At 26.6% G+C, this 12,042-nt stretch carries 11 protein-coding genes and 1 pseudogene; all 12 read left to right on the forward strand.

The window, feature by feature from the left end:
• Positions 1 to 444, forward strand: a pseudogene (locus tag Q5F54_RS05515) (1-deoxy-D-xylulose-5-phosphate reductoisomerase); the annotation flags it as partial.
• 277 nt (positions 445 to 721) lie between these two features.
• Positions 722 to 1,732: an RIP metalloprotease RseP gene (gene rseP / locus Q5F54_RS05520; protein WP_288702195.1), complete on the forward strand. Its 1,011-nt coding sequence runs from the start codon at positions 722 to 724 to the stop codon at positions 1,730 to 1,732.
• A 128-nt stretch (positions 1,733 to 1,860) separates the two neighbouring features.
• Positions 1,861 to 2,937, forward strand: coding sequence for a flavodoxin-dependent (E)-4-hydroxy-3-methylbut-2-enyl-diphosphate synthase (gene ispG / locus Q5F54_RS05525; RefSeq protein ID WP_302334073.1), 1,077 nt, complete (start codon positions 1,861 to 1,863; stop codon positions 2,935 to 2,937).
• 410 nt (positions 2,938 to 3,347) lie between these two features.
• The gene (locus Q5F54_RS05530) at positions 3,348 to 4,028 is read left to right on the forward strand and encodes a YveK family protein (RefSeq protein ID WP_302169427.1); all 681 of its coding nucleotides are present in this window, start codon (positions 3,348 to 3,350) and stop codon (positions 4,026 to 4,028) included.
• A gap of 10 nt (positions 4,029 to 4,038) precedes the next feature.
• The gene (locus Q5F54_RS05535) at positions 4,039 to 4,749 is read left to right on the forward strand and encodes a CpsD/CapB family tyrosine-protein kinase (RefSeq protein WP_302169425.1); all 711 of its coding nucleotides are present in this window, start codon (positions 4,039 to 4,041) and stop codon (positions 4,747 to 4,749) included.
• Positions 4,750 to 4,767: 18 nt separating this feature from the next.
• Positions 4,768 to 5,424: a sugar transferase gene (locus Q5F54_RS05540; protein WP_302334074.1), complete on the forward strand. Its 657-nt coding sequence runs from the start codon at positions 4,768 to 4,770 to the stop codon at positions 5,422 to 5,424.
• Positions 5,425 to 5,435: 11 nt separating this feature from the next.
• Positions 5,436 to 6,227: a glycosyltransferase family 2 protein gene (locus Q5F54_RS05545; protein ID WP_281538070.1), complete on the forward strand. Its 792-nt coding sequence runs from the start codon at positions 5,436 to 5,438 to the stop codon at positions 6,225 to 6,227.
• A 386-nt stretch (positions 6,228 to 6,613) separates the two neighbouring features.
• Entirely contained in the window at positions 6,614 to 7,393 is a 780-nt protein-coding gene (locus Q5F54_RS05550; RefSeq protein ID WP_302334075.1) for a glycosyltransferase family A protein, read from the forward strand.
• 43 nt (positions 7,394 to 7,436) lie between these two features.
• The gene (locus Q5F54_RS05555; RefSeq protein ID WP_302169423.1) at positions 7,437 to 8,348 is read left to right on the forward strand and encodes a glycosyltransferase family 2 protein; all 912 of its coding nucleotides are present in this window, start codon (positions 7,437 to 7,439) and stop codon (positions 8,346 to 8,348) included.
• 57 nt (positions 8,349 to 8,405) lie between these two features.
• Entirely contained in the window at positions 8,406 to 9,584 is a 1,179-nt protein-coding gene (locus Q5F54_RS05560; protein ID WP_302334076.1) for an O-antigen ligase, read from the forward strand.
• A 29-nt stretch (positions 9,585 to 9,613) separates the two neighbouring features.
• Positions 9,614 to 10,780, forward strand: a complete 1,167-nt coding sequence (locus Q5F54_RS05565; RefSeq protein WP_302334077.1) for a nucleotide sugar dehydrogenase — start codon at positions 9,614 to 9,616, stop codon at positions 10,778 to 10,780.
• Between the two features lie 24 nt (positions 10,781 to 10,804).
• Positions 10,805 to 12,042 (forward strand): flippase (locus tag Q5F54_RS05570; RefSeq protein ID WP_302334078.1); only part of this gene is annotated, 1,238 nt, incomplete at its 3' end.

A 12,042-nucleotide genomic window follows, 5' to 3' on the forward strand; every position in this document is an offset into this window, starting at 1 on the left:
GTAGTTGTACATCCACAAAGTATAATACATTCAATGGTGCAATTTAACGATAGCTCAGTAATAGCTCAACTTGGATGTCCAGACATGAGACTTCCTATACAATATGCACTTACATATCCTGAAAGACTTGAAAATGGATTTGAAAGATTAGACTTAACTAAAATAGCAACATTAACATTTGAAGAACCAGACTTAGAAACATTCCCGTGTTTACAGCTAGCATATGAAACACTAAAAATGGGAGGTACATATTCAGCAGTATTAAACAGTGCAAATGAAGTATTAGTTGAAGCATTCTTAGAAGATAAAATAGGATTTTATGATATACCAAAATACATAAAAGAAACACTAGATGCACATAAAAGTATTGAAGAACCAACTTTAGAAGAAATTCTAGAAGTTGACAGATGGACTAGAGAATATGTTAAGAACTTAATTAAATAATTATATTTAACTAAATCAATCTGTTGTGCTAGTTATTTTACTACATATATTGAAATTACTACATAAAGTTTTTTACAAAGAATATAAACTATTCTAAACTCTAGTATTTTCAATAATTAAATCTAACTAGCACAACGAGTTAAATCAAGGAGTTTTATAGTAACTACATATAACTACTGAGCGAAGATGCTAATATATAAGTTGAACCGACATTTAAGTTTGGAGGGAGACTTATATATTAGCATCGAGCGGACTATAAATAAAGGAGGTCTAAAACTTGACTATAATAGCAGCAATAATACTATTTGGAATAATAGTATTTATACACGAACTAGGACATTTCCTATTTGCAAAAAAAGCAGGTGTAAGAATACACGAATTTGCAATAGGTATGGGTCCTAAAATATATAGCACTCAAAAAGGTGAAACAAAATACTCTGTAAGACTTTTACCTCTTGGTGGGTATGTAAGTATGGAAGGTGAAGATGGAGAATCAAACGATCCTCGTGCTTTTGGAGAAAAAACACTTCTTCAAAGAGCAAGCATAATATTTGCAGGGCCATTTTTCAATATAATATTAACAATATTACTTCTTATACCAGTACTAGCATACATGGGAACTCCAAGTGATAGTAATGTATTAGGAAAAGTATTAGAAAATACGCCTGCAATAGAAGCAGGACTTCAAGTTAACGATAAAATAATAGAAATAAATGGAGCCAAAATTCAAACTTGGGACGATATAGTTAACAACTTACAAAAAGAAACTTCACAGCCAATAAATATAAAAGTAGAAAGAAACAACACTACTAAAGATTTTTCTATAACACCAGAAAAAAATGAACAAGGAAAATATGTTATAGGTATATCACCTGTTTACGAAAAAAGCATAATAAAAGCAATACCTAAAGCATTTGTAGCAACTTGGGATATGATTAAGCAAATGTTAACATTTGTTGTTCAACTATTTACAGGAACTATACCAGGAGGATTTGAAAACTCAGTAGCAGGACCTGTTGGAGTTATAGGAATAGTTTCAGATGCAGCTAAAATGGGTATTATTAACCTTATATATATAGCAGCAGTAATAAGTTTAAACCTAGGAATATTAAACTTACTTCCTATACCAGCACTTGATGGTGGAAGATTATTAATATTAGGTATAGAAGCTATAAGAGGAAAGAAATTAGATCCAAACAAAGAAGCTATGATACACTCAGTAGGATTAATGGTCTTAATGGGATTCATGCTATTTGTAACGTATAAAGATATATTAAAATTGTTTTAAATTATAATATATTAGTGTATTACAATTTAAATAAATAAATTAAACTTTTATAAAATATTTATTATTAAAGGATGTATCTTAATTAAAGATATATCCTTTGAATATTGTAAACATTAAAGCTATTTTAGATGACTCAAGAAGAAGGTGAAAAAATGTATAAAAGAAGACAATCTAGAGAAGTAAGTGTTGGTAATGTTAAAATAGGAGGTAATAATCCTATAAGTATACAATCAATGACTAACACAGATACAAGGGATGCAGAAGCTACAATAGCACAAATAAAAAGATTAGAAGAAGTTGGATGTGATATTGTTAGAGTTGCAATACCTGACATGACTGCGGCTAAAAATATAGCAAAAATAAAATCAGAAGTTAATATACCAGTAATTGCAGATATACACTTTGATTATAGATTAGCACTAGAAGTAATAGACCAAGGAGTAGACGGAGTTAGAATAAATCCAGGAAATATTGGTAGCATAGACAGAGTAAAAATGGTTGTTGAAAAGTGTAAAGAGAAAAACTTAAAGATAAGAATAGGTGTTAACGGTGGATCACTTGAAAAAGAATTACTTGAAAAGTATGGATCTGCAACTGCTGAAGCTTTAGTTGAAAGTGCAATGAATCACGTTAAAATACTAGAGGACTTAGATTTTAGAAATATAGTAATATCTTTAAAGTCTTCTGATATATACAAAACATTAGAAGCATACGAACTTATATCAAAGAAAGTAGACTATCCATTACATATTGGTATAACAGAATCAGGAAGTGTTAAAAAGGGAACTATAAAATCGTCAATAGGGGTTGGAGCATTACTTCTTAAAGGTATAGGAGATACTATAAGAATATCTCTTACAGGAGATCCTTGTGAAGAAGTTATAGTTGGTAAGGAAATACTTAGAAGCTTAGGATTATTAAATGATAAGATAAAAGTAGTATCTTGCCCAACTTGTGGGAGATGTAATATAGACCTTATAAGTGTAGTTAACGAAGTTGAAGAAAAGATAAACCACATGGAAAAAGATATAACAGTAGCTATTATGGGATGTGCTGTTAATGGTCCTGGCGAGGCTAGAGAAGCCGATATTGGTATAGCTGGTGGTAAAGGTGAAGGACTTTTATTTAAAAAAGGTGAGATAGTTAGAAAAATAAATGGAGATAGATTAGTTGAAGAACTATTAGAAGAAATAGATAAATATTAATAAAAAAAGAGAAGGTATATGATTTTATTAAAATCATATACCTTCTCTTTTTACGTATAAGAAAATTATATAATGAAAAAAATATGGATAACCTATAAGTAACATCGATAGCTTTATAAACGTAAAAAATGATATTTGTTAAGCGGATATATCCATTGGAGAAAAGATCGAAGCAAATTTTTTTATTAAATTCAAGTGAATTTAAATCCATTTAAATAGTGATTAGAATAGCTAAATGTAGTAATAAAAATATATATAACCATAAAAAGTTTTTCATGAAAATTAAAGGAAATTTCATCGAATATGTATACAAAATGTTTGAATAATGTTATATTATTGTTTGTATTTGTCGAAAAAAATAGAAATAAATAGAAATAAATAGAAATAAATAGAAAAATGGAGGAAATAAAATGGAAGAAACAGTTGACTTAAGGGAGTACTTTGGAATTGTAAAAAAAAGATTTTGGATAGTTGCACTTATAACAATAATAGCAGTTGTTGTAAGTGGAGTAATAAGCTTTTTTATGTTAAATCCAGTGTATGAAGCAAAATCAACTTTAATAGTAAATACTGAAAAAAATGAAGAAACTCAAATGATAACTGGAGATCAATTTAATGTTACTCAAAAGCTTGCAGTAACTTATGGGGAAATAATAAAGTCTAGATCAGTATTAGATGATGTTATAAAAAATCTAAAATTAGATGATAAATATGGAAATTTAGTAAAGAATGTAACTGTATCCCCTGTAAAAGATACTCAAATTATAAGTATAAGTGTTCAAGATACTAATAAAGAAAAAGCAAGAGATATAGCAAATGAAATACCTAAAGTATTTAAAAAAGAAGTTAAAAGAATAACTAAAGCAAATGATATACAAGTAATAGATAAAGCGATATTACCTCAAAATCCTATAAAGCCAAATAAAATGATGAATATGGCAATAGCGGCAGTTCTTGGGGCAATGATTGGATTATTTGTTGTATTTTTAATAGAGTATTTAGACAATAAATTAAAAACACCACAAGATATAGAAAAACATTTAGGCCTTTCGGTACTTGGTGTTGTACCTAATGAAAAATTAGAAAGATAGGAGGGTATATATGAAAAATATGAACAGAATAATAAGTGTAAGAAATCCAAAATCTCCTATAGCAGAAGCTTATAGAGGAATAAGAACTAGTATAGAGTTTTCTAATTTAGATAAAGAATTAAAGGTTATAAATGTAACAAGTTCAACTCAAAATGAAGGAAAAAGTACTGTAATAGCTAACTTAGCTGTTAGTTTTGCAAACTTAGACAAAAAGGTACTTATAATGGAAGGAGATTTAAGAAACCCAAGTGTACACAGAATGTTTAATATAAGTAATGTAGAAGGGCTTACAGATATACTTTTAGGAAATAAGAATTTTACTGAATGTGTACATTGTACAGATGTAAGAAATCTACATGTGTTAACTTGTGGTCCGATACCTCCAAATCCTTCTGAAATGTTGTCTTCTAAGAAGATAAAAGATTTTGTAGAAAGTTTAAGAGATTATTATGATTATGTCTTTATAGATGCACCTCCAATAGGTATTGTAACTGATGCTGGAATTATATCAACTTACACTGATGGTTGTATTTTTGTTGTCGGAGCAGGAGAGGCTGACATTGAGATGGCGAAGATTTCTAAGGAAAGGCTTGAAAAAGTTGGAGCTAATATTTTAGGTGTTGTTTTAAATAAGTTTGAAGCTAGTGGAGCTAATGGATACTACAACTATTATTATGAACAGGATACTAGAAGTAGGAGAAGAGGAAGAAGAAAAAGATAAATAGAATGGGGAATGTAAATGGAAGAAAGTTTTAGATTTGATGAAGAAATATATGAAAATGCTATAACTATTGATTTGTCAAATGTAGCAAATAAAGCGTCAGCATTATATTCAATAAGCAAAAGAACAATGGATATAGTCAGTTCATTGGTTGGGCTTATTTTATTATCACCATTATTTTTACTAGTAGCAATACTTATAAAATTAGATTCTAAAGGTCCTATAATATTTAAACAAATTAGGATAGGGAAAAACAGTAAGCCTTTTTATATATATAAATTTAGAAGTATGAAGATAGATGCTCCGAATCTTTCAACTGAAGAGTTTATTAATGCTTCTGATTTTACAACTAAGGTAGGTAAATTTATTAGAAAAACTAGTATAGATGAGTTACCTCAATTAGTGAATATATTAAAAGGTGATATGAGTTTAGTTGGACCAAGGCCAGTCATAGAGAGAGAAGTAAGATTATTAGAAATTAGAAAAGAATGTAATGTAGATAGTATACTTCCAGGAATAACAGGATTAGCACAAATAAACGGAAGAGATAACATAGATGATTATGAAAAGGTAAAGTATGATTTTGAATATTTATCAAAAAGAAATTTAGTATTAGATATAAAAATAATTATTAATACTGTTTTAAAAGTGGCTAAATCTGAAGGAATAAAATAAGGGGGTGGAATATGAAAGTATCTGTAATTACTCCGATGTATAACTGTGAAAAATTTATAAGCGAGACCATAGAGTCTGTACTTAACCAAACCTACACTAATTGGGAAATGATAATTATAGATGATTGCTCTACTGATAAAAGTAAGCAAATTGTAAAACAGTATATAGAACGTGATAAAAGAATAAGACTAATAGCATTAAATGAAAATTCTGGAGCAGCAGTTGCAAGAAATAAAGGTATTGAAGTTAGTAGTGGAAGATTTATAGCATTTCTTGATGGAGATGATTTATGGGAACCAAATAAATTAGAAAAGCAAATACAGTTTATGACAGAAAAAAATATAGGATTTTCATTTACATCTTATGAAGTAATATCAGAAACTGGGATAGATTTAAATAAAACTGTAAGAGTACCAAATATGATTGACTATGAAGGATTGTTAGGAAATACAATAATAGGATGTTTAACAGTTGTTATAGATAGAAATATAATTAGAGATGTTGAAATGCCTCTAATAAGAACTAGACAAGATTTTGCCACATGGTTGAATATTTTAAAAAAGGGATATAAAGCATATGGGATCGATATACCATTAGCTAAATATAGAATAGTAAAAGGATCTATATCTAATAATAAATTTAAAGCCGCAATGAAAAATTGGCATGTGTATCGAAAAATAGAAAAACTATCTTTATCTAAGGCTATCGTAGTATTTTTATGCTATGTATTTAATGCTATAAAAAAAAGAAGAAAAAATGTAAATGAAGTAATTAATACAAGTGAAGCTACTAATATATTATAAACATAATAATGCAGTATTAGTAGGAAAAGTATCTAATACTTATAAGGTAGTGTTGAGTATAGATGATTGAATATGAGGAATGATAAAAAGAGTTTTAATTAAAGTTGGTAGAATATCAAAAGAAGATAAATGAGTATGGATTATAAAAATACTATACTTATATGTCTAATTGAGGTTATAGGTATTAAAATAAAGTATAGTTGATATGTATACAGTTAAACTATAAATTTAAAAACAAGTAAGTTCATTAGATTATGTATCTCAAAATATTGTTACAAAATAAATATATATATAAAATAGGGTCAAGTGCCATTTTAATTATAAATTTAATTAAAAATATTCTTAATATTTATGACGATAATATGTATAAATTAATGGAGGCAAATATGAAATTACAGGTTTTAGTATCTTGTATGCATCAACAAGATTACAGTTTATTAGAAAAAATGAATATTCAAACTGACGCTATTATTATTAATCAGTGTGACATAAATAAATTTGAAGATATTAAATATAGGAATAATTTAGTTAAGTTTATATCTCTTAACGAAAGAGGTGTAGGAAAAAGTAGAAATAATGCATTGCTGAGAGCCGACAGTGATATTTGTTTATTTGCAGATGAAGATGTGTCATATGTAGATGGATACGAAGATATTATAATAAAAGCTTTTAAGAAAAATCCTGATGCGGATATTATATTATTTAATTTAGAAAGTACAAATAAACAAAGACCAATTTATCAGATAACTAAAGAAAAAAGAGTAAGAAAATATAATTTCTTAAAATATGGAACAGTTAGAATTGCTGCTAAAGTTTCAAGTTTAAGAAAAGCAAATGTACATTTTTCTCTTTTATTTGGTGGAGGAACTAAGTATGGAAGTGGAGAAGATAGTCTATTTTTAAAAGATTGTATTAGTAGAGGATTGAAAATGTATACAAGTCCAGAAAAGATAGGTTACGTAAGTCAAGATAGTTCTTGTTGGTTTGAAGGATATAATGAAAAATATTTTCATGACAAGGGTGCATTATATTATTGTATATCTAATAAATATAGTAAATTACTATGTTTGCAATTTTTACTAAGAAAAAGAAAAAAAGTATGTGAAAATATTGACATTATTAGAGCATATAAGTTAATGGTAAATGGGATAAAAGACTTTAAATAAATTATCATATCTAATAAATATAGATAGAAATGAGAGTAATAAAATGAATAAAAATTTAAAAGTTAGTACAATAATTACTACTTATAGAAGAGCTGATATGTTGAAAAGAGCTATAGATTCTGTATTAAATCAGACGTATAGTAATATAGAAGTAATAGTAGTAGATGATAATGATGAAAAAAGTGAAGATAGAAAAAATACAGAAGAGATAATGACATCATATGCAAATAATCCAAAAGTAAAATATATTAAGCATAAAGTTAATATGAATGGAGCAGCTGCAAGAAATACAGGTATAAAAAACAGCACAGGTGAAATTGTATGTTTTTTAGACGATGATGATTGGTACTTAGAAACCAAAATAGAAAAACAATTAGAATTCTTGTGCAAAAATAAAGATTATAAAGCTGTATATTGTGGATGGCATAGAAATGGAAAAATAGTGATACCTAAAAGAAAAGGTAGTTTAGGGTTTGAACTTTTAAGTGGAGATAGCTTAATTTATACTAATACTATTATGATGTGGAAAAATATAGCGGAAAAAATAGGGGGTTGGGATGAAAGATTTAAAAGAAATCAAGAAGCAGCATTTTTGTTAAGATATTTTAAATATGGATTTTCAATAGGTGTTATAGAGGAATGTTTAGTTGAATTTGATACATCTGACAGGCGAAATCAATTAGATTCGGAAAAGAATGAAGAACAATTTGAATTTTATTTACGTGAGCATGAAGATATGATAAAAAAATTAGCTGAATTTGATAAAAATGCTAGAAAAAAAATATACTCTAAAAGATATAGAGGCGTATTATTATATCATTTAAAATCAAAAAATATTGTTAATGCATTTAAAGTATATATAAAAATGATTAAATATATACCAATAATGTTTAATAAGGATATTATAGTATACATTTGCTATAGATTAATTAATAAAGACATATGTAATTACTAAATAAAATATAACAAATTATTTATTAAATATTGATATAGAATTATAGAGGAGAGTAATATGAATATATTTACGAAAAAGTATTTTATTGTGCTATTTATATTACCGTTTATAGGAATAAATGTAATAAATGACAATATTTTACTTTCAAGTGCAAGTAAAATGATTGTAAGTATAATAGGATATTTAATGCTATTTGAAAATTTCAATTATAATAAGAACATATTAAATATTAAATTAATTTTATTAGTCATGCTATATTCATTTATAATCCTATTTTCGGCAGTGATAAATAATAATATAACAATTGGAATGATATATACAAATTTTGTGTATATTGGATTTATTATATATATTAATTATTGTATGAAAGATTTTAAAAATTTTATTAATGCATTGAATATTTTATTTACACTTTTAATTATATATAATCTGATTTTAGCTATATTTGTCCAAAGTTCGTATATGTATATAGGATATCAAGGATCACAAAAAGTATTCGTAGGAACTTTTGAGTCTAGAAATGGTATATCAATGGTTATGATTCCTGCAATTGCATTTATTCTTATACGTTCAGAATATATCTATGAAAAAGTAAGAAACAAAGATATTCTTCTATGTTTTATGGTATTAATAATTATTCTTTTATCAAAGAGTAGTACAGGTTTTATTGTAGGATCGTTACTTGTTATATATGTATTATTGTTAAAGAAAATAAAGATAAATATAAATATAAATAAGCTAATGTCTATATATACTATAATATATACTCAAGTTGTTATTTTTAGAATACAGGAAACTGTATTTAGAGGCTTTATAGAAAATATATTACAAAAGAATGTTACTTTAACTGGTAGAACTCTTATATGGGATTTTATTATGAAAATAATTCCAAATTCACTCATATTTGGATATGGTAGAAATGATATAATAGCACAAAATGCAATAATAAGAGATGTTACAGAAGCACATAATGGTCTATTAGAAATATTATTATGCACAGGAATAATAGGACTATTTGTTTTTATATTGATTTTACTAAACGCATTTAGAGCACTTAATAAGAGTAACAGTAAGATATCTTATATATTATCAATGGCAATATTTTTATATTTTTGTATAGCATTAACAGAAAGTGCTTTCACATATACAAAAATAGGTTTTTGGATATTGATAATTATTTCATCTAATATAGAAAAGATAATAAAACAAAAAGATAACTTAGAATATCAAATATGAAAAAATTATAAAATAGGAGATTAATGTTTATGAAAATAGCAATAGCAGGAACAGGTTATGTGGGTTTATCAAATGCTATATTACTTGCACAACACAATGAAGTAGTAGCATTAGATATAGTACAAGAAAAAGTAGATATGATAAATAATAAAAAATCTCCAATAGTAGATAAAGAGATCGAAGAATTTTTAGCTAATAAAGAGTTAAATTTAGTAGCTACAACGGATATATTAAAAGCATATAAGGATGCAGATTTCGTTATAATATCTACACCAACAGATTATGATCCGGAAAAAAATTATTTCAATACTAGAAGTGTTGAATCTGTAATTGAAAATGTATTATCAATAAATCAAAATGCTACAATGATAATAAAATCAACAGTTCCAGTTGGATACACTGAAAAAGTAAGAAAAATGTTTAATACTGATAACATAATATTCTCACCAGAATTCTTAAGAGAGGGGAAAGCACTATATGATAATTTATATCCTTCAAGAATAATACTGGGAGAACAATCAGAAAGAGCTAAGAAGTTTGCTGATTTATTAGTACAAGGAGCTTTAAAAGAAGATATACCAGTACTATTTACAAACTCTACAGAAGCTGAAGCAGTTAAGTTATTCTCAAATACTTATCTAGCAATGAGAGTAGCATACTTCAACGAGTTAGATACTTATGCGGAAATAAGAGGACTAGATACTAAGCAAATAATAGAAGGTGTAGGACTTGATCCTAGAATTGGAAGTCATTATAATAATCCTTCATTTGGATATGGTGGATATTGTTTACCGAAGGATACTAAACAATTAAGAGCAAATTATGCTGATGTACCAAATAATATAATATCTGCTATAGTTGATTCAAATAAAACTAGAAAAGATCATATAGCAGATATGATAATAAAGAAGAATCCTAAGACTGTAGGTATATATCGTTTAACTATGAAAACTGATTCTGATAATTTTAGATCATCATCTATACAAGGTATAATGAAAAGAATAAAGGCTAAAGGAATAGACGTAGTAGTGTATGAGCCAGCACTAAAAGAGGACAAGTTCTTTAATTCTAGAGTGATAACAGACTTAGAAGAATTTAAATCTATGAGTGATATAATAGTATCTAATAGATTATGTAGTGAATTAAATGACGTAGAAGAAAAAGTATACACTAGGGATTTATATAATAGAGATTAATGTGTAATGACAGAAGGTGAAAAGGTGAAAAATAAGTCTATAAAGAAAAACTTTATATATAATTCTATTTTGACAAGTGCAAATATAGTTTTTCCTTTGATTACAGCACCATACCTGTCATATACATTGGGAGCTGAAAATATAGGTAAAGTTAATTTTGCAACATCAATAGTAAACTGGTTTATACTTATTTCATCTTTTGGTATACCACGATACGGTATAAGAGAAATTGCAAGAAATAGAGATAACAAAAAAGAGCTAACTAATACATTTTGGAATCTAATATTAATTCAAGCTAGCTTATCTATTATAGCAATAATAGTGTATCTATTAGCCATATTCAATGTACCTAGATTTGAAAGTGAATTGAATATACATCTAATGATGGTTATGATGTTGATACTAAATGTATTTTCTATAGATTGGTTTTATCAAGGGATAGAGGAATATAGTTATATAACTATTAGAAATATAGCATTTAAAATAATAAGTATTATACTTATGTTTGCTATAGTAAAAAATAGTGATGATTATATGATTTATGCAGGTATTAATATATTTGGTCTATGTTTCAATAATGTTTTAAATTATTTAAATACTAAAAAATATATTGATAAAAAGATGTATAAATTAGAAATACTAACTTATTTAAAAGAGTTAAGAATATATTTTTTTACAACACTTATTATAGCGTTATATACGCAATTAGATCAATTATTTATAGGATATGGATCAGAACAGCATTTAGCATTTTACTTAAGAAGTAAAACTATATTAGGAATAGGACTTAGTATAACAAATTCTCTTATAACGGTACTTATTCCGAGAACTGCCTATTTGATAAAAAATGATTATGAAGCATATAAAAAAGTTATTTCTAAGTCTATAAATTATATATACATTATAGGATTACCATGTATAGTAGGAATATTCTTGTTATCTAGAGAAATTATGATATTTTTAGGTGGAGAAGAATTTATTCCAGCAAGTTATTCATTGAAAATAATTAGTGTTTTGATAGTTGTAAATGCAGTTGGAAGTTGGCAAGTTAATCAAATTCTAATACCTTATAGAAAAGAAAATGTAGCATTAAAAATACAAACTATAAGTGCTATTGTAAGCATATTATTAAATATAATATTAGTTCCTAAGATATCATATATAGGAGCAGCGATAGCGTGGTGCATAACTGAATCTATGTTAGTTATTATGGAGGCTATTGCTATAAACAGAGAATGTAAAGATATAAGAATACAATATAT

The organism is uncultured Romboutsia sp., assembly GCF_958366745.1.
In the GTDB taxonomy this organism is placed as follows: domain Bacteria; phylum Bacillota; class Clostridia; order Peptostreptococcales; family Peptostreptococcaceae; genus Romboutsia; species Romboutsia timonensis.

Bases quoted from the DNA above. Each gene is read 5' to 3' on its own strand.
- Q5F54_RS05545 (WP_281538070.1), top strand. From the start codon at position 5,436: ATGAAAGTATCTGTAATTACTCCGATGTATAACTGTGAAAAATTTATA.
- Q5F54_RS05540 (WP_302334074.1), top strand. From the start codon at position 4,768: ATGGAAGAAAGTTTTAGATTTGATGAAGAAATATATGAAAATGCTATA.
- Q5F54_RS05535 (WP_302169425.1), top strand. From the start codon at position 4,039: ATGAAAAATATGAACAGAATAATAAGTGTAAGAAATCCAAAATCTCCT.
- Q5F54_RS05530 (WP_302169427.1), top strand. From the start codon at position 3,348: ATGGAAGAAACAGTTGACTTAAGGGAGTACTTTGGAATTGTAAAAAAA.
- Q5F54_RS05555 (WP_302169423.1), top strand. From the start codon at position 7,437: ATGAATAAAAATTTAAAAGTTAGTACAATAATTACTACTTATAGAAGA.
- Q5F54_RS05550 (WP_302334075.1), top strand. From the start codon at position 6,614: ATGAAATTACAGGTTTTAGTATCTTGTATGCATCAACAAGATTACAGT.
- ispG (WP_302334073.1), top strand. From the start codon at position 1,861: ATGACTCAAGAAGAAGGTGAAAAAATGTATAAAAGAAGACAATCTAGA.
- Q5F54_RS05565 (WP_302334077.1), top strand. From the start codon at position 9,614: ATGAAAATAGCAATAGCAGGAACAGGTTATGTGGGTTTATCAAATGCT.
- Q5F54_RS05560 (WP_302334076.1), top strand. From the start codon at position 8,406: ATGAATATATTTACGAAAAAGTATTTTATTGTGCTATTTATATTACCG.